The organism is Mesorhizobium silamurunense, from assembly GCF_014843825.1.
Taxonomy (GTDB): Bacteria; Pseudomonadota; Alphaproteobacteria; order Rhizobiales; family Rhizobiaceae; genus Mesorhizobium; species Mesorhizobium silamurunense.
Map to the genome: position 1 here is coordinate 1 of NZ_JHQR01000275.1, position 22,745 is coordinate 22,745.

The 22,745-nt window shown below is 63.0% G+C and carries 29 protein-coding genes; 14 read left to right on the plus strand and 15 right to left on the minus strand.

The window, feature by feature from the left end; all coding sequences use genetic code 11:
* The first annotated feature begins 98 nt into the window (after positions 1-98).
* Entirely contained in the window at positions 99-1,157 is a 1,059-nt protein-coding gene (locus DH10_RS28870) for a glycerophosphodiester phosphodiesterase family protein (RefSeq protein WP_192248347.1), read from the plus strand.
* Positions 1,158-1,332: 175 nt separating this feature from the next.
* Here the strand turns inward: DH10_RS28870 and DH10_RS28875 are convergent, their stop codons facing one another.
* Positions 1,333-2,235 (minus strand): aldo/keto reductase family oxidoreductase, encoded by a 903-nt coding sequence (locus tag DH10_RS28875; RefSeq protein WP_192248342.1) that lies wholly within the window; start codon positions 2,233-2,235, stop codon positions 1,333-1,335.
* A gap of 96 nt (positions 2,236-2,331) precedes the next feature.
* On the opposite strand from DH10_RS28875, the gene DH10_RS28880 reads away from it, so the two are divergent.
* Positions 2,332-3,240: a LysR family transcriptional regulator gene (locus tag DH10_RS28880; protein ID WP_192248339.1), complete on the plus strand. Its 909-nt coding sequence runs from the start codon at positions 2,332-2,334 to the stop codon at positions 3,238-3,240.
* A 61-nt stretch (positions 3,241-3,301) separates the two neighbouring features.
* Here DH10_RS28880 and rpsI read toward each other — a convergent pair whose 3' ends face one another.
* From rpsI to DH10_RS28900, 4 genes are all read right to left on the minus strand, one after another.
* On the minus strand, positions 3,302-3,778 hold the full coding sequence (gene rpsI / locus DH10_RS28885; RefSeq protein ID WP_040969232.1) for a 30S ribosomal protein S9: 477 nt from the start codon (positions 3,776-3,778) through the stop codon (positions 3,302-3,304).
* The gene (rplM, locus tag DH10_RS28890; protein ID WP_059184834.1) at positions 3,778-4,242 is read right to left on the minus strand and encodes a 50S ribosomal protein L13; all 465 of its coding nucleotides are present in this window, start codon (positions 4,240-4,242) and stop codon (positions 3,778-3,780) included. Before rplM ends, rpsI begins: the two co-directional genes overlap by 1 nt.
* A gap of 291 nt (positions 4,243-4,533) precedes the next feature.
* Positions 4,534-4,791 (minus strand): SRPBCC family protein, encoded by a 258-nt coding sequence (locus tag DH10_RS28895; RefSeq protein ID WP_192385612.1) that lies wholly within the window; start codon positions 4,789-4,791, stop codon positions 4,534-4,536.
* Positions 4,760-4,927 carry an SRPBCC family protein gene (locus DH10_RS28900; RefSeq protein WP_192385613.1) on the minus strand — a complete coding sequence of 56 codons (168 nt, stop codon included), beginning with the start codon at positions 4,925-4,927 and terminating at the stop codon, positions 4,760-4,762. The genes DH10_RS28895 and DH10_RS28900 overlap by 32 nt, the downstream gene beginning before the upstream one ends.
* Positions 4,928-5,019: 92 nt before the next feature.
* Here DH10_RS28900 and DH10_RS28905 point away from each other — a divergent pair, with 92 nt between their 5' ends.
* Positions 5,020-5,613 (plus strand): TetR/AcrR family transcriptional regulator, encoded by a 594-nt coding sequence (locus tag DH10_RS28905; RefSeq protein ID WP_192248300.1) that lies wholly within the window; start codon positions 5,020-5,022, stop codon positions 5,611-5,613.
* Between the two features lie 18 nt (positions 5,614-5,631).
* Here DH10_RS28905 and DH10_RS28910 read toward each other — a convergent pair whose 3' ends face one another.
* Entirely contained in the window at positions 5,632-6,078 is a 447-nt protein-coding gene (locus DH10_RS28910) for a PaaI family thioesterase (RefSeq protein ID WP_192248297.1), read from the minus strand.
* A gap of 153 nt (positions 6,079-6,231) precedes the next feature.
* On the opposite strand from DH10_RS28910, the gene DH10_RS28915 reads away from it, so the two are divergent.
* The 5 genes from DH10_RS28915 to DH10_RS28935 all read left to right on the plus strand — a co-directional run bounded on the left by DH10_RS28915 (position 6,232) and on the right by DH10_RS28935 (position 10,182).
* On the plus strand, positions 6,232-7,053 hold the full coding sequence (locus DH10_RS28915) for an enoyl-CoA hydratase (protein WP_192248294.1): 822 nt from the start codon (positions 6,232-6,234) through the stop codon (positions 7,051-7,053).
* A 45-nt stretch (positions 7,054-7,098) separates the two neighbouring features.
* Complete coding sequence (locus tag DH10_RS28920) at positions 7,099-7,875, plus strand: AAA family ATPase (protein ID WP_192248291.1); 777 nt, start codon at positions 7,099-7,101, stop codon at positions 7,873-7,875.
* A complete protein-coding gene (locus DH10_RS28925; protein WP_192248288.1) occupies positions 7,872-8,393 on the plus strand; it encodes a CoA-binding protein in 522 nt (173 codons plus the stop codon). Before DH10_RS28920 ends, DH10_RS28925 begins: the two co-directional genes overlap by 4 nt.
* Positions 8,394-8,551: 158 nt before the next feature.
* Positions 8,552-9,832, plus strand: coding sequence for an O-acetylhomoserine aminocarboxypropyltransferase (locus DH10_RS28930; protein ID WP_192248285.1), 1,281 nt, complete (start codon positions 8,552-8,554; stop codon positions 9,830-9,832).
* Positions 9,833-9,837: 5 nt separating this feature from the next.
* Entirely contained in the window at positions 9,838-10,182 is a 345-nt protein-coding gene (locus DH10_RS28935) for a cupin domain-containing protein (RefSeq protein ID WP_192248282.1), read from the plus strand.
* A gap of 23 nt (positions 10,183-10,205) precedes the next feature.
* On the opposite strand, the gene DH10_RS28940 is transcribed toward DH10_RS28935, so the two are convergent.
* Positions 10,206-11,444 carry a cytochrome P450 gene (locus DH10_RS28940; RefSeq protein WP_192248279.1) on the minus strand — a complete coding sequence of 413 codons (1,239 nt, stop codon included), beginning with the start codon at positions 11,442-11,444 and terminating at the stop codon, positions 10,206-10,208.
* A gap of 119 nt (positions 11,445-11,563) precedes the next feature.
* Positions 11,564-12,283 (minus strand): hypothetical protein, encoded by a 720-nt coding sequence (locus DH10_RS28945; RefSeq protein WP_192248276.1) that lies wholly within the window; start codon positions 12,281-12,283, stop codon positions 11,564-11,566.
* A gap of 118 nt (positions 12,284-12,401) precedes the next feature.
* Between DH10_RS28945 and DH10_RS28950 the strand changes: the two genes are divergently transcribed.
* Together DH10_RS28950 and DH10_RS28955 are read left to right on the plus strand one after the other, a co-directional pair.
* Complete coding sequence (locus DH10_RS28950) at positions 12,402-12,737, plus strand: DUF6949 family protein (protein WP_376774854.1); 336 nt, start codon at positions 12,402-12,404, stop codon at positions 12,735-12,737.
* 18 nt (positions 12,738-12,755) lie between these two features.
* Positions 12,756-13,283, plus strand: coding sequence for a gamma carbonic anhydrase family protein (locus DH10_RS28955; protein WP_192248269.1), 528 nt, complete (start codon positions 12,756-12,758; stop codon positions 13,281-13,283).
* A 42-nt stretch (positions 13,284-13,325) separates the two neighbouring features.
* On the opposite strand, the gene DH10_RS28960 is transcribed toward DH10_RS28955, so the two are convergent.
* The 4 genes from DH10_RS28960 to DH10_RS28975 form a co-directional block, all read right to left on the minus strand.
* Positions 13,326-13,901 carry an ankyrin repeat domain-containing protein gene (locus tag DH10_RS28960; RefSeq protein ID WP_246506093.1) on the minus strand — a complete coding sequence of 192 codons (576 nt, stop codon included), beginning with the start codon at positions 13,899-13,901 and terminating at the stop codon, positions 13,326-13,328.
* A 230-nt stretch (positions 13,902-14,131) separates the two neighbouring features.
* The gene (locus DH10_RS28965) at positions 14,132-14,737 is read right to left on the minus strand and encodes a transglutaminase-like cysteine peptidase (protein WP_192248266.1); all 606 of its coding nucleotides are present in this window, start codon (positions 14,735-14,737) and stop codon (positions 14,132-14,134) included.
* A gap of 264 nt (positions 14,738-15,001) precedes the next feature.
* Positions 15,002-15,616, minus strand: a complete 615-nt coding sequence (locus tag DH10_RS28970) for a PilZ domain-containing protein (protein WP_192248263.1) — start codon at positions 15,614-15,616, stop codon at positions 15,002-15,004.
* A 176-nt stretch (positions 15,617-15,792) separates the two neighbouring features.
* Positions 15,793-16,431, minus strand: a complete 639-nt coding sequence (locus DH10_RS28975) for a PAS domain-containing protein (RefSeq protein WP_192248260.1) — start codon at positions 16,429-16,431, stop codon at positions 15,793-15,795.
* Positions 16,432-16,861: 430 nt separating this feature from the next.
* On the opposite strand from DH10_RS28975, the gene DH10_RS28980 reads away from it, so the two are divergent.
* Both DH10_RS28980 and DH10_RS28985 read left to right on the plus strand, forming a co-directional pair.
* A complete protein-coding gene (locus DH10_RS28980; RefSeq protein WP_192248257.1) occupies positions 16,862-17,599 on the plus strand; it encodes a rhomboid family intramembrane serine protease in 738 nt (245 codons plus the stop codon).
* 212 nt (positions 17,600-17,811) lie between these two features.
* Complete coding sequence (locus DH10_RS28985; protein WP_192248254.1) at positions 17,812-18,243, plus strand: CBS domain-containing protein; 432 nt, start codon at positions 17,812-17,814, stop codon at positions 18,241-18,243.
* Positions 18,244-18,294: 51 nt separating this feature from the next.
* Here the strand turns inward: DH10_RS28985 and DH10_RS28990 are convergent, their stop codons facing one another.
* The gene (locus DH10_RS28990; protein WP_192248251.1) at positions 18,295-18,567 is read right to left on the minus strand and encodes a YjhX family toxin; all 273 of its coding nucleotides are present in this window, start codon (positions 18,565-18,567) and stop codon (positions 18,295-18,297) included.
* A 372-nt stretch (positions 18,568-18,939) separates the two neighbouring features.
* On the opposite strand from DH10_RS28990, the gene gatB reads away from it, so the two are divergent.
* Together gatB and DH10_RS29000 are read left to right on the plus strand one after the other, a co-directional pair.
* Positions 18,940-20,442: an Asp-tRNA(Asn)/Glu-tRNA(Gln) amidotransferase subunit GatB gene (gene gatB, locus DH10_RS28995; protein ID WP_192248248.1), complete on the plus strand. Its 1,503-nt coding sequence runs from the start codon at positions 18,940-18,942 to the stop codon at positions 20,440-20,442.
* A 2-nt stretch (positions 20,443-20,444) separates the two neighbouring features.
* Entirely contained in the window at positions 20,445-20,933 is a 489-nt protein-coding gene (locus DH10_RS29000) for a GNAT family N-acetyltransferase (RefSeq protein ID WP_192248245.1), read from the plus strand.
* 58 nt (positions 20,934-20,991) lie between these two features.
* On the opposite strand, the gene panC is transcribed toward DH10_RS29000, so the two are convergent.
* Together panC and panB are read right to left on the minus strand one after the other, a co-directional pair.
* The gene (panC, locus tag DH10_RS29005; RefSeq protein WP_192248242.1) at positions 20,992-21,843 is read right to left on the minus strand and encodes a pantoate--beta-alanine ligase; all 852 of its coding nucleotides are present in this window, start codon (positions 21,841-21,843) and stop codon (positions 20,992-20,994) included.
* Positions 21,840-22,679 carry a 3-methyl-2-oxobutanoate hydroxymethyltransferase gene (gene panB / locus DH10_RS29010; RefSeq protein WP_192248239.1) on the minus strand — a complete coding sequence of 280 codons (840 nt, stop codon included), beginning with the start codon at positions 22,677-22,679 and terminating at the stop codon, positions 21,840-21,842. The genes panC and panB overlap by 4 nt, the downstream gene beginning before the upstream one ends.
* Between the last annotated feature and the right edge of the window lie 66 nt (positions 22,680-22,745).

Here is a 22,745-nt window from a genome sequence, read left to right on the forward strand (position 1 = left end):
CAACAAATTAATGGGTCCTGACCCTAGCCGGCTTCGTTCACCGCCCTGTCATGGGCATCGCCTAACCGGGTCCCGACCCGGAACGGAGCGATTCCCCGATGCGAACACTCTGGCTGAGCCTTCTTCTGTCCGCCACGCTTGCTGCCTTGTCCGGCCAAAGCTTAGCCGGCGAGACGCGCGCCGCCCAAATCCTTGATCGCTTCGAGCACGCCAACCAGTGGCGCGACCACGTGATGATCGCCGCCCACCGCGCCGGCAGCATGCAGGCCGGCAAGACGCTCTATGCCGAGAATTCGCTTGCCGCCGTCGAGGCTTCGATCGCGATGGGCGCCGAGATCGTCGAGGTCGATGTCAGGCGCTCGAAAGAGGGCGAGTTCGTCATCATGCATGACAGCTGGCTCGATCGCACCACCACCTGCAAGGGCGAGGTGGATACCTTTACGCTGGCCGAGCTGAAAAAATGCCGGCTGGTGATCGAGGGCACCGGCGTCGTCACCAACGAGCCGGTGTCGACGCTGCGCGAGATGCTGCTTGCGACCAAGGACAGGATCCTGATCAACCTCGACAACAAGCTGCAGGTGATCGACCTGCCGGGAATGATCGCGGTGGCTCGGGACCTCGGCATGGCCGACCAGGTGATCGTCAAGGAAAACCTCTGGAACCGCCAGCGCATCGATGCGGCCAAGGCCGCACTTGCCCAGGCGGGCGCCGGCTTCCAGTTCATGCCGATCCTCGCCGACGATGCGGTGCATGATGCCGCCTTTGCCGGCGAGGTCGACAAGGCGTTCGCGCCGCGCGCCATCGAGCTGATCAATTGGCGCAACGGCGCCGAGATGCTGACGACGAGCGGCGGGCCGCTGTTCAGCACCCACATGCGGGCGACGGCGATCCGAGGCGACTGGCATCTCTGGGCCGACACTTACGCCATCGTCAACAAGCCGGGCGGCTTCCTCGCCGGCGGTCGCGGCGACGAGCTGGCGGTCGTCGCCAGCCTGCCGCGCGAAGCCTGGGGTTTCTGGGTCGACCGCGGCGCCACCATCATCCAGACCGACGAGCCGAGGGCGGCGATCGAATGGCTGACGGCGAACGGGTATCGGGTACCTTACGCTGATGAGGCGAGGCCAGCTGAGCCTGCGCGTACGGCGAGCATAAACTGAGACGCGGCCGCCGGAACTGCGATCTCCCCCTTGAGGGGGAGATGGCCGGCAGGCCAGAAGGGGTCGCCTCGCACAGAGCGCCAACCTCCATCTGCCGCGCTGCGCCCAGTCGAACCGACCCTCTCTGTCGCCTCGGCGACATCTCCCCTCGAGGGGGGGAGATTAAAGCGACGCCTCACGCCGCTTTGGCTACTCCATCCAACTCGCTCAGCACATCTTCGGACAGCTCCAGTTCCGCCGCGGCGAGGTTTTCCCGCAAATGCTCGACCGACGAGGTTCCGGGGATCAGCAGGATGTTGGGCGAGCGTCGCAGGAGCCAGGCGAGCGCAGCCTGCATCGGCGTGGCGCCCAGCCGTTCAGCAACGCCCGACAAGGTCGAGGATTGCAGCGGGCTGAAGCCGCCGAGCGGGAAGAACGGCACATAGGCGATGCCGTCGCGGGCAAGCTCGTCTATCAGCGCGTCGTCTTGCCTGTGCGCCAGGTTGTACTGGTTCTGCACGCAGACGATCTCGCAGATGCGGCGACCTTCCGCGATCTGCGCACGGGTGACGTTGCTCAAGCCGATATGGCGCACCAGGCCCTTGCTCTGCAGTTCGGCGAGCACGGTCAGCGGTGCCTCGATCGAACCTTCGGCCGGGCCATGGGTGTCGAACATGATGCGCAGATTGACGACATCGATCATGTCGAGCGCGAGATTCTTGAGATTGTCGTGCACGGCTTGCGTGAGTTCCTCCGGCGAATAGGCCGGCAGCCAGGAGGCATCGCTGCTGCGGCGGGCGCCGATCTTGGTGACGACGACGAGATCGTCAGGGTAGGGCGCCAGCGCTTCGCGGATCAGTTTGTTGGTGACATGCGGCCCATAATAGTCGCTGGTGTCGATGTGGTTGACCCCGTTCGCCACCGCTTCGCGCAGCACGGCGATCGCCCCCTCATGGTCCTTCGGCGGACCGAACACGCCCTTGCCCGCAAGCTGCATGGCGCCGTAGCCAAGCCGCCGGACCGAGCGGTCGCCGAGCTTATAGGCGCCGGATTTGTCACTGCCCGATTTGTCACTGCCCGATTTGTCACTGCTTGACATGGTCGCTTCTCCTTGTCTGTCGACGAAGGAAATAGGTCATGTTCGCTGTTTCGATAACTGCCTATAATCGGCACAGCTTGGACGGAATGACGAACAATGGCTGACCTCAACGATCTCCAAGCATTCCTGGCGGTGGCGCGTGCCGGTGGCTTTCGCGAGGGAGCGCGCGCGACGGCAAGCAGTGCGTCGGCGCTGAGCGAAGCGATCCGTCGTCTGGAAACCCAGCTCGGCGTCCGGCTGTTCAACCGCACCACGCGCAGCGTCGCTCTGACCGATGCAGGCGCTGGCTTGCTGGCGCGGCTTGGCCCGGCGCTGGGTGAGGTCGAGGCAGCGCTCGACGTGGTCAACGGCTTCCGCGACAGGCCGGCCGGCACCTTGCGCCTCAATGTGCCAATCAGCGCCTCACGCCTGGTGCTGCCCAAGATCGTTCCGGGATTTCTCGCTGCCTATCCTGCCATTCGTCTGGAGGTGATTGCCGAGGAGAGCTTTGTCGACCTGCTGGCGGCCGGCTGCGATGCCGGCATCCGCTACGACGAGCGGCTGGAGCAGGATATGATCGCCGTGCCGATCGGGCCGCGCATCCAGCGCTTCACGACATCCGCCGCGCCGGCCTACCTTGACCGCCATGGTCGGCCGCAACACCCCAGCGAACTGCTTGGACATGCATGTCTTCGCGGTCGCTTCCCCAGCGGGGCGATGACGCCTTGGGAATTCGAGCGCGAGGGCGAGGTGGTGCGGGTCGATCCCACAGGGCCGCTGATCGTTGGCATCGGTGGAGGCGTCGATCTCGCCGTCGATGCAGCGATCGCCGGCCTCGGCATCCTATGGCTTTTTGAAGACTGGGTACGCCCGCATTTCCAAAGCGGCGCGCTCGAACCTGTGCTGGAGCCCTGGTGGCAAGAGTTCTCCGGGCCGTTTCTCTACTATCCCGGACGGCGCCTTGTGCCCGCGCCGCTGCGCGCTTTCATCGATTATATCAAGACACCGGCCGGTCGTGGCCAATAGCCGCGCGAAAGAAAAAAGGCCGCCCGGAGGCGGCCTTTCGAAAGCCTTGTAACCAAAACGCTTAGCGCTTGGAGAACTGGAAGCTGCGGCGGGCCTTCGCCTTGCCGTACTTCTTGCGCTCGACGACGCGGCTGTCGCGGGTCAGGAAGCCACCCTTCTTGAGCACGGAGCGCAGCGCCGGCTCGTAATAGGTCAGCGCCTTGGAGATGCCGTGACGCACGGCGCCCGCCTGGCCGGAAAGGCCGCCGCCGATGACGGTGGCGACGATGTCGTACTGGCCGGCGCGGTTGGCGGCGACGATCGGCTGGTTGAGGATCATCTGCAGCACCGGACGCGCGAAATAGGTCGCGAATTCCTTGTCGTTGACGGTGATCTTGCCGGAGCCCGGCTTCACCCAGACGCGCGCGATGGCGTTCTTGCGCTTGCCGGTGGCATAGGCGCGGCCCGACTTGTCGAGCTTCTGGACGTGGACGGGCGCGGCCGGCTGCGCGGCGGCAGTGACAGTCCCGAGTTCTGCGAGCGAGGAAAGCTCAGCCATTACGAGGCCCTCTTGTTCTTGGAGTTCAGCTTAGCCACGTCGAGCGTGACGGGCTGCTGGGCGGCGTGCGGATGCTCGGCGCCTGCGTAGACGCGGAGATTCTTCATCTGGCGGCGGCCAAGCGGGCCGCGAGGGATCATGCGCTCGACGGCCTTCTCGACGACGCGCTCGGGGAAGCGGCCCTCGAGCAGCTGTCGCGCGGTGCGCTCCTTGATGCCGCCGGGGTGGCCGGTGTGCCAGTAATAGACCTTGTCGGTGTACTTCTTGCCGGTGAACACCACCTTGTCGGCGTTGATGACGATGACGTTGTCGCCGTCGTCGACATGCGGGGTGAAGGTGGGCTTATGCTTGCCGCGCAGATGGTTGGCGATGACAGTGGCAAGGCGGCCGACGACGAGACCTTCGGCGTCGATCAGCACCCACTTCTTCACCACATCCGCAGGCTTCTGCGAAAAGGTAGCCATGGTTTTGCTCTCGGTTGGACCTCCCTTATCAACGAGCGATAGGGAGGGCGTTTCTTGTTGCTTGGATTGACGGAGCGGCTAAAGCCATCCGCCAATAACAAAACGGCGGCCGTTCCGGGCCGCTGCTTCGGGTGGGCTTATAGGCGAGGGCGCTGCATGCGTCAAGGCGAGTGAAATCTCTGTTGGCGCCCAAAGTCAAGCAAAAACAATGGTTTGAGGATGCGGTATTATTTTACCGCAAAGGAAAGGCACTCCGGCCGATGACCGGAACGCCTCCGATAGAATAGACCGTCAGTTGGCTGCTTCGAGTGAGCGGCGAATCTCGGGCGCAAGCTGGTCCATTGCGGCTGCGAGCCAGCCGCAGAGCTCGTCCGGCGCGGTATCGTGGATCCACACCAGCCGGCTGCGCCCATTGTTTTCAGCAAAGACCTGCATGGAGGTATTGTCGTGCTTGACCTCTTCACCCTCCCAAGCCCAGACGATACGGCGCGCCTGTTCGTCGCGGGCAATCAGCCTCTCATGCACGACCTTGCCGTCGGCGAAGGTCATTTGCCGGCTCGACCAGACGGCAGTCGACGAAGATGTCCGGCGTTGTCAGCCGGGGTCCCTCGGCGAAGTTGCCGACGGTCTGCCAGACCTTCTCCGGCGATGCATCGACGGTCATTTCCCTGATAACTGATCCCATTTTTGGGCACCTCCTGTTTGGTGTAGACAAATCTGTCTACTAGACAAATCTGTCTGTAGGCCGGAAAACGTAGTGCGTCAAAGGATATTCGGATGGCGGGCCACACTACTGACATCACTGACATCGGCCGGGAGAGTTCCGCGCGCAATCGCGTTCTGGATACGGCGACGAGGCTCTTCTATGCCGAGGGCGTGCATGCGGTCGGCATAGATCGGATCATAGCTGAGGCGGGCGTGGCGAAGGCCACTTTCTATAAATACTTTCCGGCCAAGGACGAGCTCGTCCGCGCCTATATTCAGAACCAAAGCCGTCTGGGGAGAGCCGCGATCGACAGGATCGGCAAGCGGCCGGCGCGGGACACGGTCTTGGCTATCTTCGACCTTGTCGCGGATGCCGCCGCTCAACCTGGCTATCGCGGCTGCCCGTTTCTCAATGCAGCGGCCGAATATCCGGATCCCGACCATCCGGTGAGGCAGGCGATCGGCGAGCACAGGCGTTGGAAGCATGACCTTCTGCGCGATCTGCTCGCTGCCGACGGCAATCCAGACCCCAACACCTCCGCCGACATCCTGACGGTTGCCGGCGACGGGCTGCTCATTGCCAGCCACCTCGACAAGCCCGCAAACTTGCGCCAACTCATCCGTGAGACGATCCTGCAAATCCTGGGGCCGTCAGCGGACAGGTAGGCGACGGCAGGAATTCGGCTAACGCCTCGGCGGTATCGAATAGGTGCCGGTGGCATGCGCCACCGTGTGTCCATCCGAACCGGCGATGATGTCGATGTCGAACAGCATCAGGCTTTTACCGAGCTTCAGGATCCGGCAATGGCCGTCGATTGGCCCAGCCTCGGCCTTGCGGACAAAATTGATGTTGAGATTGGTGGTCACCGACAGCGCGTCCGGCCCGGCGTGGCTGAGCACGCAGACATAGCCGCCAATGTCGGCCAGCGTGAACAGCGATGGACCCGAGACCGTGCCGCCCGGACGCAGATGCCGCTGGTCTGCATTGAGCCGCACCGTGCAGCCGCCTGGAAACACGTCCAGCGCCTCATAAGATGTGAACCGGTCGTTGAGCTGCGGGTATACGCTCGTCATCAGCGCGTTGACCTCGGCCGCAGTCAAGACCGGCTTCAGATTGCTTTGGGCGGGCATCAGCGGCGTCCTATATGAGATGGCAAGCTCCGGGCGATATGCCTGGACCAAACGGTGCGACGGAGAAAACACGCCTCGCGGCTGTTCTTCAACCGGCAGCATGCTAGTTCTGTTGCTCCATGAGCCGCGGACGCTGATCGAGAGGTTTTACAAGTGGCTGAAGTTGTCGCCATCAAGCCCGCCGTCACGGAGGCCCCCGTTCTCGCCAGCCAGGACAAGGGCGTTCTGCGCCTCACACTTGCCAGCCCGCCGGCCAACGCGCTTTCGCTGGCGACAATGGCGGCGCTCCAGGCCGAATTCGACCGTGTGAAGGAAGACAAATCCGTTCGCGTCATCATCCTGGCGGCGTCCGGAAAAGTGTTCTGCGCCGGTCACGACCTCAAGGAAATGACCGCGCATCGCGCCGATGCCGATCGCGGTAGGGCCTTCTTCGAAAGGACCTTCGCTGCGTGTGCGAGCCTGATGCAGACGATCGTGCGCCATCCGAAGCCGGTGATCGCCGAGGTCGATGGCCTGGCGACCGCCGCCGGCCTGCAATTGGTCGCGAGCTGCGATCTTGCCATTGCCTCGCATGAGGCGACCTTCTGCACGCCGGGCGTCAACATAGGCCTGTTCTGCTCGACGCCGATGGTGGCGTTGTTGCGCAACGTGTCGCGCAAGCAGGCGATGGAAATGCTGCTCACCGGCGAGACGATCGACGCGGCGACCGCTAAGGAATTCGGCCTGATCAACCGCATCGTGCCGCGTGAATATCTGAATCAGGTTGTCAACAAATACGCGCAAACCATTGCTTCAAAATCGTCTTTGGTGGTCAGGACCGGCAAGGAAGCTTTCTCCGCCCAGGCCGAGATGGGGCTGGCCGACGCCTATTCCTATACCGGTCGCGTGATGGTGGAAAACATGCTGGCACGCGACGCGGAGGAAGGCATCGGCGCCTTCATCGGCAAGCGCAAGCCGGAATGGACAGACGAATAGCTGGTGCGGGATGCAGTCGTGCTTTTCCTTCGTTGAAGGTCCGACGTGGCTGCCCGCAAGCAACTGACGCGGCTGAAGGCGCCCTACCTCAAGCGCATCCTGCTTGAGTCGTCGCGGGTCGCGGATTGGGACCAATATCCCTGGAACCTGCCGATCTTTCGCGAGCGCGAATTCGAGTTCGAGTTTACGACAGCCATCACCATCATCGTCGGCGAGAACGGCACCGGCAAATCGACGCTGCTCGAAGCCATCGGCGCGCTGGTCGGCTATGATGAGGCTGGCGGCGGCAAGGGCTACCGGCCGGTCGATCACTCCGGCGCCATCGACAAGAGCGGCACGGCACTTGCTGCCGCGTTACGCTGCCATTGGCTGCCGAAGGTCACCGCGGGCTGGTTCTTTCGCGCCGAGTCCTTTTATTCGGTCGCACGCTACCTCGATCGCGCAGCGCTGGAAGTTGGCGCGGCACCGCCTGATTTCCTATCATGGTCGCATGGCGAAGGCTTCATCCGCTTCTTCGAAGAACGCTGCCGCAGGCAGGGCATCTACATCCTCGACGAGCCCGAAAGCGCGCTCTCACCGACCCGCCAGATCGAACTGTTGAAGCTGCTTCAGCGGATGGAGCGATCCGGCATCGCGCAGGTGATCATGGCCACGCATTCGCCGCTGCTGATGGCCTGTCCGAATGCGCGGCTCTTCCGCATCAGTCGCTTCGGCCTCGATCCGACCGATTTTCACGACACCGATCATTTTCGCATGATGCGCGACTTCTGCAGCGATCCGGCTGCCTTTCTCGCCGAAGCGCTGTATGAGGACGAACCATGAATCACGACGCCTACGACAACACCTACATTGCCGGTATCCTGAACTCGGTGAAGACGGTCGCGATGGTCGGCGCCTCGCCCAACGACGTGCGGCCGAGCTTCTTCGTACTGAAATATCTGCTCGCCAAGGGCTTTTCGGTGTTTCCGGTCAACCCGGGTCATGCCGGCAAGGAAATCCTCGGCCGCACCGTCTATGCCAGCATGGCCGACCTGCCGCAGCCGGTCGACATGGTCGACATTTTTCGCGGTTCGGCGGCGGTGCCGGGCATCGTCGATCAGGTGCTGAAGCTCGATCCGCTGCCGAAGGTCGTCTGGATGCAGCTCGGCGTGCGCCATGACGAGGCCGCTGCGCGCGCCGAGGCCGCCGGCATCAAGGTGGTGATGAACCGTTGCCCGAAGATCGAATACGGCAAGCTGTCGGGCGAGATCGGCTGGACCGGCGTCAATTCCGGCGTGCTGTCTTCGAAGAAGCCGTTGATGCGGCAGGGTTTCCAGAGTTTTGGCGTGCGGCAGAAATAGGCCGATAACCAGCACGCAAAATTATTCCGGGAAGAAATGGATTTTCCCGGGCGTTCGCCGCAGATCGCACGCCGAAAGGTATTTTCTTCTTTGCATTCACGACCGCGCTTCGCCAAGAATGCCCGGCGATTTCGAAAGATCTGGAGAGGAAGGTTTCGATGACCCGTACGCCCGGTTTCAACACGCTCGCCGTCCATGCCGGCGCCAAGCCGGATCCGGCGACCGGCGCGCGCGCCACGCCGATCTACCAGACCACCTCTTATGTCTTCGATGACGCTGACCATGCCGCCTCGCTGTTCGGGCTGAAGGCCTTCGGCAACATCTACACCCGCATCATGAACCCGACGCAGGCGGTGCTCGAGGAGCGCATTGCCGCGCTCGAAGGCGGCACGGCGGCGCTAGCGGTCGCGTCAGGCCATGCCGCCCAGGTGCTCGTCTTCCACAATCTGATGCAGCCGGGCGACAATTTCGTATCTGCCACAAAGCTTTATGGCGGCTCGATCAATCAGTTCGGCCATGCCTTCAAGAATTTTGGTTGGGAGGTGCGCTGGGCCGATACCAACGATCCCTCGACCTTCGAAAGTCAGATCGACGACAGAACCAAGGCGATCTTCATCGAAAGCCTCGCCAATCCGGGCGGCATCTTCGTCGACATCGAGAAGATCGGCGACATAGCCCGCAAGCATGGCTTGCCGCTGATCGTCGACAATACGCTGGCCTCGCCCTATCTGGTGCGGCCGATCGAGCATGGCGCCGACATCGTGGTGCATTCGCTCACCAAGTTCATCGGCGGCCACGGCAATTCGATCGGCGGCGCCATCGTCGATGGCGGCACCTTCGACTGGTCGAAGTCGGGCAAGTACCCGATGCTGTCCGAGCCGCGTCCCGAATATGGCGGCCTCGTGCTGCACGAGACCTTCGGCAACTTCGCCTTCGCCATTGCCGCCCGCGTGCTCGGCCTGCGCGACATCGGCCCGGCGATCTCGCCCTTCAACGCCTTCCTGATCCTGACCGGCCTGGAAACCCTGCCGCTCCGCATGCAGCGCCATTGCGACAACGCAGTGAGCGTCGCGGCCTGGCTTTCGAACCATCCGAAAGTCGCGTGGGTGAACTATCCCGGCTTGCCCAGCGACAAGAACAATGCGCTGCAGAAGAAATATTCGCCGCAAGGCGCCGGCGCCGTCTTCACCTTCGGCCTCAAGGGCGGCTACGAGGCCGGCGTCAAATTCGTCGAGGCGCTGGAACTGTTCTCGCATCTTGCCAATGTCGGCGACACCAAGTCGCTGGTCATCCATCCGGCCTCGACCACGCACCGCCAGCTTTCCGACGAGCAGAAGGTGAAGGCCGGCGCCGGGCCGGACACCGTTCGGCTGTCGATCGGCATCGAGGATGTCAACGACATCGTCGCCGACCTCGAACAGGCACTCAGCAAGGTCTGAGCGCGATGTCGGCCTTCCTTGCGGTCAGTACCGAAACCGTCGAGCCGGAGGCCGGCGCGCCGGCCCCGGATCGCGTGATCTCAGGCGAGCCGAAATTCCGCACCTGGAATGTCGAGGAGCGCGACGGCGGCCTCTATGCCGGCATCTGGGAAGCGACGCCCGGCAAGTGGCGCATCGTCTACGACGAATGGGAATTCTGCCACATCCTGGCGGGTGTCTCGGTGATTGCCGAGGACGGCGGCGAGGCGCGTACGGTCAGGGCAGGCGACAGCTTCGTGCTGAGGCCGGGCTTCAAGGGCACCTGGGAAGTGCTGGAGACCACCCGCAAGGAATATGTGATCCGGCTCTAGACGGGCAGCGCCCGGCTCTCGTTTCAGAAGCTGACCGTTAGCTTATCCAACCCATGAAAATGATAGCTGTCGCGAAAGCGCGGCTGCTCAGCCAAACGCAACTTTGGCCGCCGTTCGAACAGCGTTTTCAACGATACCTGTAGTTCGAGACGCGCCAGCGGCGCGCCGATGCAGAAATGGATGCCGGCGCCGAAGGAGACGTTCTTCTGGTCCGTGCGCGCCGGGTTCAAAGCGTCAGGTCCGGCGAACGCCAGCGGGTCGTGATTGGCCATGCCGAGCAGCAGCGCGACCATCTCGCCGGGTTTGACCGAAATGCCCGGCGCTGTTTCGATCTCTTCGTAAGCATAGCGCAGGAACATATGCAGCGGCGCGTCGAAGCGCAGGCATTCTTCGACCGTTGCCGCGTTTGCCTCCGTCGTGGCGAAGAAGCGGCGCGGATCACCGCCTTGCGCCAGGATCGAACGCACCGCATTGCCGGTCTGGTGCACGGTTGCCTCGTGGCCGGCGTTGAGCAAAAGGATCGCCGAGGAAACCAGCTCGTCCTCGGAAAGCTTTTGGCCGTTGTCCTGGGCCTCGATCAGCAGCGAAAGCAGGTCGTCGCCCGGCTTCTTGCGCCGCTCGGCGACATAGCCGCGCAGGAAAGCCGCAAAATCGCGTGCGGCGCGGTTGGCCGTCTCCTCTGTCTCGCGCGTGCGGCCGTGCATGTACATGGCGACCATCTGATGAGACCAGTCGAGCAGTTGCGGCCCCATCTCGACCGGAACGCCGAGCATCTCGGTGATGATGGTGATCGGCAAGGGCGAGGCGTAGGCGGGCAGAAGGTCTACGCCACCGGGCTCGAAACGGTCGATCAACTCGTTGGCCAGGGCCTCGATGCGCGGTCTCAACCGCTCGACCTGGCGCGAGACGAAGGCGCGATTGACCAGCGTCCGCAGCCTGGTGTGCACCGGCGGCTCGAGTTCCAGCATGGAATTCGCCTCGATCGCGTCGAAGGCGGTGAGGTGTGAGCGGTCGTCGCCGACGCCGCGGCTGTCGGGAATGCCGGCCGGGTTCTGACGGCCGAAGCGGCGGTCGCGCAGCAGGCGGTTGACATCGTCGAAGCCGCCAAAGCACCAGAAGCCGTAGTCTTCCCAGAAGAAGGCATTCGATGCGCCGTGCAGGAAGGCATAGGCCTCATAAGGGTTCTGGACGAAGGCGGGCTCGTGCGGATCGAGCCGCAGGCGGCGGCTGGCGGGGTCGAAGGCGAGATAGTCTGGCATCATGTTCGACCAATAGCGCGCCTTGTCAGCCCGATGCCAGACCGTATCTTGGCGCCCGTCGAGCCGATGCGTTGAGCCAGGCAGGGGCAAAGGGCGGTGTGCAAGGGCTTCAGCGCCGCGCTCTAATGTCCCGTCTTCAATATGCCGGCCACCTTGGCGGCGATCGCGGCATCGAGCGCCTGCCAATTTCCGAGGAGCTCGCGCGGGAAACGGTAGGTGAGGCTGAGATCGTCGCCGACCTGGATGTCGCGTTCGCAGGGCGCCAGCGATTCCTCGGCGCTCGGGCCGCTCAGGCAGCGGGCGACGAACGGGTCTTTCCCCGGCCGCTCGACAACCGCCAGCACCTCGTTGAGATAGCCTGACTTCTCGGTGAAGCCGTAGAGCGTCGTTCCGCCCGGGCCGGCCGTGCCCGGCTTAACGATCAGGGCGCTGTAGATCGGCGCGAAGCGGCCGCTCATGTCGCGCGACATCATCCGCGGCTCGAACGACAGGAAGATGATCTTCCTGGTCGTGGCGTGGTTGAAGTCGTCGCGCGCGGCGGCGCTATAGCCATCCATCTCGGGATAGCGCAGGTAGAGGTCGAGGCGCGAGGCTATACCGTCGCGCCTGGCCTGGTCGAAGCGGATGAAGTTGGCCGGCACGCCGATCACGTTGTTGCCGATGACGACCTGCCGGACCGCCGTGGCGTCGGTGTAGCCGGCCATGGCGATCGACCGGCCAAGCCATTTGCCGCCGACGCTGATGGCCACCGAGAGCAGGGCGAGCGCCGCGAAGGCATAGAACACCCGCTTCATGAAGGTCGAGTCGACGACCTCGAACTCCTCGGCGGCGGCCTCTCTCATTGCGATCTCCGGATCCGCTCACCTGTCCTCAGGTGGCACAGCGCGCGCGGCATGGCTCTTGCAACGCGTCGGCATGACTGTGGGGTCTCATGGTAAATGGTTGGTAAAGATGGATCCGATGTTGCTCCCTCTCTACGCTTTTGCGGTCGGCCTGACGGCTTGCGGCCTCGCTGGTTCGGCCATGGAAATCCTCTCCGGCCGCCGGCTGGCCTTCGCCGAGCCCTATGTGTCGCCTGCCCACATTGTGCGCTCGCTTGTGGCGACCGCCTGCGCCGGCCCGTTCATGCTCATCAATGATGCGCTGGCTGCCCGACGCGAGGGGCGCATCAGCACGCCGGCGCTGCTTTCCTGTGGCTGCACGGCCGTGGCCTGGGCGTTGGCGCTCGGCGTCGTGCTGATCACCATTGCCTCCTGGGCGGCCGGTCTCCTAGGCTCCGCCGAATTCTCGGCTTGAGACGAATCGGAGACAAGGATGCCGATCTATGCGATCGATGGGAAAGCGCCTCAGTTCGAGGATGCCGAAAGCAACTGGGTGGCGCCCGACGCCACGCTGATCGGTGATATCAGGATAGGCCGCAATGCCGGCTTCTGGTTCGGCGTCGTCATCCGCGGCGACGGTGAGCCGATCACGATCGGTGCCGACACCAATGTGCAGGAGCATACGGTCATGCACACCGATCCGGGCTTTCCGCTGACGATCGGCGAAGGCTGCACGATCGGTCACCGCGCGTTGCTGCACGGCTGCACGGTCGGTGACAACAGCCTGATCGGCATGGGCGCCATCGTGCTCAACGGGGCCAAGATCGGCAAGAATTCCCTGGTCGGCGCCGGCGCCCTGGTGACGGAAAACAAGGTCTTCCCGGACAATTCCCTGATCGTCGGCTCGCCTGCCAAGGTGATCCGAGCGCTGGACGATGCGGCGATCGAGAGGCTGCGCGTCTCGGCCGCGCACTATGTTGACAACGGTAAGCGCTTCAAGGCAGGATTGAAGGAGGCTTGAGAGCGAGGCGGGCGACGTTTCGCGCTACCAATTGCCGCCGGCTTAGCCGCGTCGGGACATCGCCTCGCGCAGCAGCGACGCCCCCGCTTCGAAACTGGCCTGATCCGCGCCTTCCAAGGCCGTTTCAAAATCATCGATGCGCGTCCTGAGCGTCGGATCCGCACACGATGCCAGCAGCAGGCGGATCGCCTCGGTGTCGCGCTGCGCCACGGCATAATGCAGAGGCGTCCAGTCGTTCACGCCGCGCATGTTCGGGTCAGCGCCGTGCTCAAGCAGGATCCCGATGATCTTCAGCCTGTCCGGCCGCTCTGTCGACAGCGCGGCGATGATCGAAGGAAAGCCGGCATGATCCTCGTAATTCGGGTTCGAGCCGGCATCGAGCAGAGTGGCGATGAAGGCGGCCGGGCTCCAGTAGATTGCGTATTCCAGCGGATGGCCGAGGCCGAGCTCGAACGGCATACTCTCGTCGAACCAGCGCTCCGAGCCGGCGAGCGCCTTGCAAAGGGCTTCGAAGTCGCCCGCCTTGAAGGCGTTGTCGATGGCCTTGAAAAGCTTGGCGCGCTCACAGCGGTCGTCAGGGATTTCCAGCATCGCCTTCCATCCGAAATGAACGGCCATATTGCTCCTATCCGCGGCTACCAGAAAGGCCTGTCGGGGCGAAGGCAAAAATGGCGGAGCCGGCCCGGGGACAGGGCCGGCTCCTAAAACCCGGTCGTTGGGGACGGGGAGGGTGGGGACTCGACCGGGCTTTTCCTAAGCACGCCGCATGAATGCGACGTGCCTAATCTCTTTGTGCATGTCGTTGCCCCAAAATCGCTGCGCGCTTTTGGGCGACATGCATTGGCGTCCTAGCGGACGCTGGCGACCGCGTCCTCGCGGCCGTCGTTGATCGTAACCCAAACGCCCGAATTCTCGGTCGATTGACGTTTGAGGTAGGTGTAGACCGTGTCGTTCCAGGCGAGCACTTTCGGCTCGAGGTTGTCGAGGATGAACTCGCCGAGGCTGGTGCGCACCGTCAGCACTGCGTGGCCGTCGCCGTTCGGCTGGCGCACGACCGTCATCAACAGGTCGCCGGCGGGGACACCTGCGGTCATGAGCTCGCGGCGCTTCTCCAGCGCATAGTCCTCGCAGTCGCCGACGCCGTTGTCGGGATAGGCCCAGTATTCCTCGACCCCATAGATCTCCATATCGGTGCGCGGCTTGACGCGGGTGTTCACCGAATTGTTGACGTTGATGATGGTCGCCCACAGCTTGCGGGTCAGATCGACCGGAGGCCCTTTCGGCGTCCTCTCGTTGCATTCGACCGCAATACGACGGCAGAATTCATAATGGCCAACCGGCTGGGTGGTGCGGCCGCCCGTATGCATGAACACCGGTCCTGCGCTTGCCGTGCCCCACGCGGAAAGCTGCATCGCCATTGCCAAGAGCAACAGCTTGCCCCTCGTCATTTTCATTATGGTAGTCTCCCCGTTTGAGAGAGACTGTGCCACGTTTGGATTTATTTGACGCAAAAACTCGAAGTAGATATTAAGTAAAACGCCCGTAGAATAAATATAAAATTTGAACTATCTCGATTTCGAATTGTTGAGATTCGCCGCGCGCCGTTGCCCGCTTCTCGGGGTCTCGACATGCGGTGTGGCTACGAAAAGGCGCCTATCCGGCCAACAAAAAACCGGCCGCTGGCGGCCGGTTTGGTGCTTGTTTGAGTTCGGCGGCGGTCAGGATGGCGGCGCGTTGAATTCCGAATCCAAGGTTTCCGGCCGCTGGATGACGGCGAATTCGATGGCGACGCCGTCCTCGAAGTGACGCACCACCTGGCCGCGCATCGTCCCCAGCATGACCTGCACGCCGATCGCCGGCTTGACGTCGATCTCGATCGCCGCGCCCGAAAGCGACAGATCGATGATGCGGCACTGATACTGGCGCCCGTCGGTGAGCTGCAGCACGCTCATCGGATTGCGCGGCGCGACGCGCTCGTGGCGTCGGTCTTCCGGCAGGTCCAACTCATGCTTGTTGGCAAGCCAGGTGAGCTGCGCGGCGAGCTTGTCCTTCTTGCGATCCGAAGCGATGACGGTCATGGCGAAACCGTCCTGCGAGGTCCGCGTCACGACGCCTTCGATGCGGCCGATATGGTCGATATAGGCAATGACCTTCTCGCCCGGCATGCCGACGCGGTCGGTGCGCAAGGCGACATTGCCGGGCGACATGTCGATCACCTGGCACGCATGCTCTGTGCGGTCCTCCAGCATGAAGCGTCCGTAGATTTTCACCCGGACACGCTGAAAATTGCGCCGCTCCACACGGGACGGCGCATATTCCGCCGCTGACCTCATGACTGCCTACACCCCGTTGGCATTCCACGCGACGATGCGAGGAATTTCACCCGAAAAGCTACAGCAAAGCAGGTTAACAAAGGGGAAAAAGCCGACCCTAAATGGCTGGGGCTCGGACGCTCGCGCGGGGCAAAAAGCGAGGTTTGACTAGGGGTAAATAGGCCTCGCGATACGCCTTACTCGTTGCGCCCGCCGTCGAAGACGACGAGATGCCGGATCCGGCGCGCACGGCCGAGCGCCGAAATGGTCTCAGGCGCGTCGAGCTCCGTCGGCACGAGCGACGGAACATTGATCGCGGGTCGGTTTTTCAGGAACATCGGTTCCTTCTCGGGATCGATCACCCGGATCGCGTCAATCAGGGCATCGGCGAGCGGGTCGGCACCCAGCCAGAACGGTCTATCCGCGGCACTGACAATGCCGAGGCAGCGAGGGCTCTCGACGCCGCCATCGAGCGGCAGCGCGAGCAGCTCGAACTTGTTGGAACGGCCGTTTCGACTGAATCCTTCATAGGTCAGAAGCAGCACCGATTTCTGGTCGAAGACGCCGTGGATGAGCCGCGACATAAGCCGCTGGTCCTTCTCGCGCCAGAGCGAGGGGAAGGAGAACCCCTTGAGCTCTCGGCCGTAATAGGCGCAGAGCCTGGTGCCGGCCAGCCGAAAGACGGCCTCGCCGCGTGTATCGCGCTCCAGGATGAACGTGTCCGCCAAAAGTGACTTGATATCGGCCGGCTCGACTTCCGAACGTTTCGGGGCAGGTCGGCCATCACGCAGCTGGTTCCAATATTGGAACAGCGTGATTGATCCGTTCTGATTCATGTCCATTCCGCTCCGGCAATCTGTCTTTCTTGATGTCCCATCGGCGAACAGACAGGGCGCCCTCCGATGACCTTCATGCGGTGCGGAGCAGGATGCGTGCCAGTATCGTTAACGTTTGTGCACGGGTCGGGGTCGTTAAGGTTAACAAGTGGTTTACATTGCGCGCCGTCAGGGGCTGTGGCACATCGAAAACCACTCCAAAACGGTCGTTTCGCGACAATCGGCAGCACTTCAGTCAAGGGTTTACGGGGAGCAGGGGACTCGACCGGCCGTTCAAGGGAAACCTTGGACGGCTTTCTTTTTGATTCGCGCCTTGCCGATTCGAGCCCCATCCGATTCAGCTTGGGGCGATTAGCGGTTTGTGATTCGATCGGGCGTGAACTACATGCTCGGGCCGAAAATCGAGTCTCCAGCCAATTGCAAGGGGCGCATGAGCGAACCGGTAAGCCCGACTGAACCCGAACCGCAGCCGGACGAAGAGGCGCCGGAGCCGCGCCACGAGCCGGTATTCAACCTGCCGCCGGTGGTGCTGGCGGTGATCGGGATTTGCGCGGTCGTCTTCCTGCTGCAGCAATATGTGCTGAACGACGACCAGCAAATGACGCTGCTCTATGACGGCGCCTTCATTCCGGTGCTCTACACCGGGCAGTACGGCTTCGACTGGTTCCTGTTCACGCGCCCCTTCACCTATGCTTTCATGCATGGGGGTTTTGCCCATATTGCCATCAACATGGTCTGGCTTGCCGCTTTCGGCTCACCGCTTGCCAATCGTTTCGGCGCGACCCGATTTGCGGTGTTCTACGCCGTGACCGGGCTGGCTTCGGTCGCGCTGTTCTGGGCAATGCACCCTTATGGCGAGATGCCGCTGGTCGGCGCTTCGGGCGCGATCTCGGGCATGATGGGAGCGGCGGCGCGCTATGGTTTCCGCATTGACCGCGCGTCCGGCAGGGCGGCCTTCGCCGGCGAGGCGTTGCCGATCGCAGTCGTGCTGCGTTCGCGCGGCGTCATGACCTTCCTCGGTGTTTGGATGGTGATCAACCTCGCCACCGGCCTGCTCAGCTTTGCGCCAGGTATCGACGGACAGATCGCCTGGGAAGCCCATATCGGCGGCTTTGTCGCCGGCTTCTTCGGCCTGCGTTTTTTCGACCGCCCGCAGCCGCATGAGTAGCGCTGCGGCGCACTTGAAATGCAACCAATCACGGCGCACGATGTTGCCATGCATGTCGCCCAAATTTGCGTAGCGTTTTTGGGCGACATGCATCAAACATAGAACTTAAAGTGCGCCGCGACGCGCTTTAAGCCACCCAGCGTCTTCCCAAGGGCGCTGGGGCTGGAAGCCGGTCAGGGCAGGAGCCGGCGAGCAAGGCTGAGGAGGACGCCATGACGGTTAAGGCAATTCTTGAAAGCAAGGGCCATGACGTGTTCACGCTCGGGCCAAATGAAAAGCTGAGCGAGGCCATTCGCATCCTGACTGAACACAGGATCGGCGCGCTGGTCATCACCAATGGTGACCACAAGATCGTGGGCATTCTTTCCGAGCGCGACATCGTGCGGGTTCTGGCCCGGGAGGGCGCGGCCGCGCTCGACATACCGGTGCGTTCGGCCATGACGCCCAAGGTCAAAATCTGCAACGAGAACCATACGGTAAACGAGGTCATGGAGATCATGACCAAAGGCCGCTTCCGCCATCTTCCGGTGGAAAAGGATGGACTGCTCGACGGCATCGTGTCGATCGGCGACGTGGTCAAGCGCCGCATCGAGGATGTCGAGCGCGAGGCCGAGGAGATCCGGGCCTACATCGCCACCGCCTGAGGGCGAGAGAAAACCGCCGGCCGTTGGCCGGCCGGCGGGCCTCAACGAATTCTACCGGTTATCGAGCTCGGCGCGGACGAGCTCGAGCCCGTGCCGCGTGATGCGATAAGGGCCACCACTCGCCGAAGAAACCGCTTTCTTGCGTTTCAGCTTTCGAAAGAGGTCCAGGTCGAGGCCCGGATAATGCCAGCCGTCCCGTGTCAGGCACCGGACCAAGGCAATCTTCCTGGCGTCGCTCTTTTCGATTTCGATGCGCCCGCCTTGTGCGAGCAGGTGCAGGATGCGCTGTTCCCCATAGCGCCGAGCGTCCTCTTGGACGCGCAAAAGGACGCTGTGGCACTTCAGTTTAGCGCATGACCCGAAAATCGATTCCGATTTTCGGGGTCATGCGCTGCGCGAAATGTCCATTGGAGAAATTCCCCGGGAAAACAACAAAAGCCGCCGCGAGAAATCGCGGCACGGGCTTCAGGTTTTGTCGCCCTGCCTTGCTAGGAGGTCAGGGCCTTACCGGGACTGAGCGTAAGTGGACATCCACTCTCCATTGGGGATGGATGTCCTATAGGCGAAGGCGGCGGAAAAGGCCAGCGCATGGGCTTTATGCTTGTCTCGCCGGGCGGTTTGCACTAGCGAGTGTTGCGATTTTCGCATCATGATATGCAAATCGCACCATTCCACGAATGCCATCCGCAGGCCCCAATGAGCATCATCGATACCCGCACGCCCGATCCCAAACGCCTGATTTCCGGCGCCACCGGCGACTGGGAAATCATCATCGGGCTCGAAGTGCATGCGCAAGTGACGTCCGAGGCAAAGCTCTTCTCCGGTGCGTCGACGTCCTTCGGCGCGGCGCCCAACGCCAATGTCAGCCTGGTCGACGCGGCGATGCCCGGCATGCTGCCGGTGATCAACGAGGAATGCGTCAAGCAGGCGATCCGCACCGGGCTGGGCTTGAAGGCCGAGATCAACCACAAATCGGTCTTCGACCGGAAGAACTATTTCTATCCGGACCTGCCGCAGGGCTACCAGATCTCGCAGTACAAGCAGCCGATCGTCGGCGAGGGCAAGGTGATCGTCTCCGTCGGGCCGGACCGGCAAGGCGAGTTCGAGGATATCGAGGTCGGCATCGAGCGACTCCATCTTGAGCAGGATGCCGGCAAGTCGATGCACGACCAGCATCCGACCATGTCCTATGTCGACCTCAACCGCTCGGGCGTGGCACTGATGGAGATCGTCTCCAAGCCCGACATGCGTTCGGCCGACGAGGCCAAGGCCTATGTCAGCAAGCTGCGCACCATCATGCGCTATCTCGGCACCTGCGACGGCAACATGGACGAAGGCTCGCTGCGCGCCGACGTCAACGTCTCGGTGCGCCGCCCCGGAGGGGCCTTCGGCACGCGCTGCGAGATCAAGAATGTGAACTCGATCCGCTTCATCGGCCAGGCCATCGAATCCGAGGCGCGCCGGCAGATCGCCATCCTGGAAGACGGCGGCGCGATCGAGCAGGAGACCCGCCTGTTCGATCCCAACAAGGGCGAGACGCGCTCGATGCGCTCCAAGGAAGAGGCGCATGACTACCGCTACTTCCCGGATCCCGACCTTCTGCCGCTGGAATTCGACCAGGCCTATGTCGATGATCTGGCGCAGCATCTGCCGGAACTGCCCGACGACAAGAAGGCGCGTCTGATCGGCTCGCTGGGGCTGTCGACCTACGACGCCTCGGTGCTGGTGTCGGAAAAGCCGATCGCCGACTATTTCGAGAAGGTGGCAGCGGGGCGCGACGGCAAGCTTGCCGCCAACTGGGTCATCAACGACCTGTTGGGTGCTCTCAACAGAGCCGGAAAAGATATTGAAAATGCTACGGTGTCGCCCGATCAGCTGGGCGCCGTCATCGACCTGATCAAGGAAGGCACCATCTCCGGCAAGATCGGCAAGGACCTGTTCGAGATCGTCTGGAACGAGGGCGGCGATCCGCGCCAGCTTGTCGAAAGCCGCGGCATGAAGCAGGTAACCGACACCGGCGCCATCGAGAAGGCGGTCGACGAGGTCATCGCCGCCAATCCGGACAAGGCCGAGCAGGCGCGCGCCAAGCCGACCATGGCCGGCTGGTTCGTCGGCCAGGTGATGAAGGCGACCGGCGGCAAGGCGAACCCGCAGGCGGTCAACGAGCTGGTCAAGGCCAAGCTCGGCATCGAGGGTTAGCGATGTTCGTGCGGACGGCGAGCGAACACGATCTCGCCGCCATCCGTGCGTTGCTGGTCGACACCTGGCATGCCACTTATGACGCCGTCTATGGCGCCAAGCGGGTCGCTGAAATCACAGACGACTGGCACTCGATCGCCTCGCTCAGGGCGCGGCTGACGCGCCCCAATTCGGAATTCCTGGTCGCCGACGATGGCAAGCGCATCGGCGGCATGGCTTTCGCTTCCGCGACCACGGACCCGAAGATCGTCCTCTTGAATCAGCTCTACGTGCATCCGGATTGTCAGCGGCAAGGGATCGGCCGATCGCTGCTCGACGAGGTCGAGGCCAGCTTCCCGGAAGCGCGGACGCTGCGTCTGGAGGTGGAAGAGGCGAATACTCTTGCAATCGCCTTCTACGAAGCGAACAGGTTCCTGCCGGCAGGCAGGACAGCGGATTGTGGCGGCGGGTCGGGAATACCAGCGCTGATCATGGAGAAGCGGCTGGCGTAGATCGCCCGGCGGTAGCGTCCTGCTGCGTCGCGCCTCTGGATTTGATTGTATCCTTCAGTCAGGCGGAGAGAATTTCCACATTGTCGATCAGCCTAGTGGTGCCAAGCCAGGCCGCTGCGAGCAGGCGTCCGTCGCGATCCCGCCGCCAGGGCCCGAGCGTCACGGCCTCGCGAGCGGCGACGTAGTCGACCTTTCGAAAGCCCGCCCGGACAAGCGCTTGCGCGGCCTCGCCCACGGCGCTTGCCTCATCCGCGCCGGAGGTCAGTTCCGCCGCGGTTTGACGCAAAACCACGTTGAGCTTGCGCGCGATGGCGAGTTCAGTCTCGCTGAGATAGGCGTTGCGGGAGGACATGGCGAGGCCATGCGAGTCGCGCACCGTCGGCGCGCCGATGATCTCGACGGGCAGGTCGAGGTCTCGGCAAAGCTGCCTGACAACGCAAAGCTGCTGATAATCCTTCTCGCCGAACACCGCGCAGTCGGGCGCGGCCTGCAGGAAAAGCTTGGCCACCACCGTGGCGACGCCGTCGAAGAAGGTCGGCCGGAAATCCGTTTCCAGGCCGGAGGAAGGGCCGCCGACCGATATCCTGGTGGCAAAGCCGGGCCGGTACATTTCCGCGACACCCGGCGTGAAGGCGAGATGCGCGCCCGCCTCCCGCAACCGGTCGAGATCGCGAGCCAACTGCCGCGGATATTTGTCCAAGTCCTCGGTCGGCGCGAACTGCGTCGGATTGACGAAGATCGAGACGACGCAGCGCTCTGCGCGCTCGAGCGCGATTCTCACTAGCGAGATGTGCCCGTCATGCAGGGCGCCCATGGTCGGCACCATGGCGACCTTGAAGCCTTCCCGGCGCCAGTCCCGGATTTGCGCGCGCAGCGCCGCGACGCTGTCGACGACGATTGGCCCGCTCATGTCTTGTCCTTGCCCGATGCCGCCGAAAAGACGTGGTCTTGCCCCGGAAATGCGCGGCTGCGCACCTCGGCGGCGTAACGCGCCGCCGCATCCGCAATGGTGTCGCGCAGGTTTGCATATTCCTTGACGAATTTCGGCACCCGGTCGACGGTCATACCGATCATGTCGTCGATGACCAGGATCTGGCCATCGCAGTCGCCGCTGGCGCCGATGCCGATGGTCGGGATCGCGATATGGCGGGTGAGATCCGAAGCCACCGCTTCCACCGTGCCCTCGATGACAACCGAGAAGGCGCCAGCCTTCTCGACCGCTTCGGCGTCGCGAAACAGCGCGGCAATGTTTTCCTCGGTCCGGCCCTTTATCTTGTAGCCGCCGTCCTTTTCCACGGATTGCGGCTGCAGGCCGATATGGCCCATCACCGGTATGCCTTCGGCGACGATCGCCGCGATCTGCGCGGCCATGTCGACGCCGCCCTCGAGTTTGACCGCCTGGCACCCGGTCTCGCCGACGATGCGCCTTGCCGAGGCAACGGCATCCGCCGGGGAGACCTCGTAGCTACCCGCCGGCATGTCGACGACGACACAGGCTTTCGTCGCGCCGCGCATCACCGCCTGTCCATGCGCGATCATCATCTCCAGCGAGGCGCCGAGCGTCGTGGCGTGGCCGTGCAGCACCATGGCGACGCTGTCGCCGACCAAAAGCAGGTCGACATGCGGATCGAGCATGCGGGCTATCGGATAGGTATAGGCGGTGAGACAGACGATCGGCACGCCACCCTTCCAGCGGCGAATGTCTTCGGCGCTGATCCGATTGCCGGTGGACCGTTCTGGGGCCAATCGTCACCTCCCTCAACCGGCGCGGGCCAGGCGCCCGCTTGCCGGGCGTGCGAGCTTTAGGAACAC

What these genes read in the sequence shown, in the direction of transcription:
- DH10_RS28950 (WP_376774854.1), top strand. Translation starts at nt 12,402, where the DNA reads ATGTTGCTCCCTCTCTACGCTTTTGCGGTCGGCCTGACGGCTTGCGGC.
- DH10_RS28910 (WP_192248297.1), bottom strand. Translation starts at nt 6,078, where the DNA reads ATGCCCGCCCAAAGCAATCTGAAGCCGGTCTTGACTGCGGCCGAGGTC.
- DH10_RS28955 (WP_192248269.1), top strand. Translation starts at nt 12,756, where the DNA reads ATGCCGATCTATGCGATCGATGGGAAAGCGCCTCAGTTCGAGGATGCC.
- DH10_RS28945 (WP_192248276.1), bottom strand. Translation starts at nt 12,283, where the DNA reads ATGAGAGAGGCCGCCGCCGAGGAGTTCGAGGTCGTCGACTCGACCTTC.
- rpsI (WP_040969232.1), bottom strand. Translation starts at nt 3,778, where the DNA reads ATGGCTGAGCTTTCCTCGCTCGCAGAACTCGGGACTGTCACTGCCGCC.
- DH10_RS28875 (WP_192248342.1), bottom strand. Translation starts at nt 2,235, where the DNA reads ATGTCAAGCAGTGACAAATCGGGCAGTGACAAATCGGGCAGTGACAAA.
- DH10_RS28970 (WP_192248263.1), bottom strand. Translation starts at nt 15,616, where the DNA reads ATGAGGTCAGCGGCGGAATATGCGCCGTCCCGTGTGGAGCGGCGCAAT.
- DH10_RS28900 (WP_192385613.1), bottom strand. Translation starts at nt 4,927, where the DNA reads ATGGGATCAGTTATCAGGGAAATGACCGTCGATGCATCGCCGGAGAAG.
- panC (WP_192248242.1), bottom strand. Translation starts at nt 21,843, where the DNA reads ATGAGCGGGCCAATCGTCGTCGACAGCGTCGCGGCGCTGCGCGCGCAA.
- DH10_RS28905 (WP_192248300.1), top strand. Translation starts at nt 5,020, where the DNA reads ATGGCGGGCCACACTACTGACATCACTGACATCGGCCGGGAGAGTTCC.
- DH10_RS28880 (WP_192248339.1), top strand. Translation starts at nt 2,332, where the DNA reads ATGGCTGACCTCAACGATCTCCAAGCATTCCTGGCGGTGGCGCGTGCC.
- DH10_RS28935 (WP_192248282.1), top strand. Translation starts at nt 9,838, where the DNA reads ATGTCGGCCTTCCTTGCGGTCAGTACCGAAACCGTCGAGCCGGAGGCC.
- DH10_RS28925 (WP_192248288.1), top strand. Translation starts at nt 7,872, where the DNA reads ATGAATCACGACGCCTACGACAACACCTACATTGCCGGTATCCTGAAC.
- DH10_RS29000 (WP_192248245.1), top strand. Translation starts at nt 20,445, where the DNA reads ATGTTCGTGCGGACGGCGAGCGAACACGATCTCGCCGCCATCCGTGCG.
- DH10_RS28975 (WP_192248260.1), bottom strand. Translation starts at nt 16,431, where the DNA reads ATGAATCAGAACGGATCAATCACGCTGTTCCAATATTGGAACCAGCTG.
- DH10_RS28965 (WP_192248266.1), bottom strand. Translation starts at nt 14,737, where the DNA reads ATGAAAATGACGAGGGGCAAGCTGTTGCTCTTGGCAATGGCGATGCAG.
- DH10_RS28960 (WP_246506093.1), bottom strand. Translation starts at nt 13,901, where the DNA reads ATGGCCGTTCATTTCGGATGGAAGGCGATGCTGGAAATCCCTGACGAC.
- rplM (WP_059184834.1), bottom strand. Translation starts at nt 4,242, where the DNA reads ATGGCTACCTTTTCGCAGAAGCCTGCGGATGTGGTGAAGAAGTGGGTG.
- DH10_RS28895 (WP_192385612.1), bottom strand. Translation starts at nt 4,791, where the DNA reads ATGACCTTCGCCGACGGCAAGGTCGTGCATGAGAGGCTGATTGCCCGC.
- DH10_RS28980 (WP_192248257.1), top strand. Translation starts at nt 16,862, where the DNA reads ATGAGCGAACCGGTAAGCCCGACTGAACCCGAACCGCAGCCGGACGAA.
- DH10_RS28870 (WP_192248347.1), top strand. Translation starts at nt 99, where the DNA reads ATGCGAACACTCTGGCTGAGCCTTCTTCTGTCCGCCACGCTTGCTGCC.
- DH10_RS28985 (WP_192248254.1), top strand. Translation starts at nt 17,812, where the DNA reads ATGACGGTTAAGGCAATTCTTGAAAGCAAGGGCCATGACGTGTTCACG.
- DH10_RS28930 (WP_192248285.1), top strand. Translation starts at nt 8,552, where the DNA reads ATGACCCGTACGCCCGGTTTCAACACGCTCGCCGTCCATGCCGGCGCC.
- gatB (WP_192248248.1), top strand. Translation starts at nt 18,940, where the DNA reads ATGAGCATCATCGATACCCGCACGCCCGATCCCAAACGCCTGATTTCC.
- DH10_RS28940 (WP_192248279.1), bottom strand. Translation starts at nt 11,444, where the DNA reads ATGATGCCAGACTATCTCGCCTTCGACCCCGCCAGCCGCCGCCTGCGG.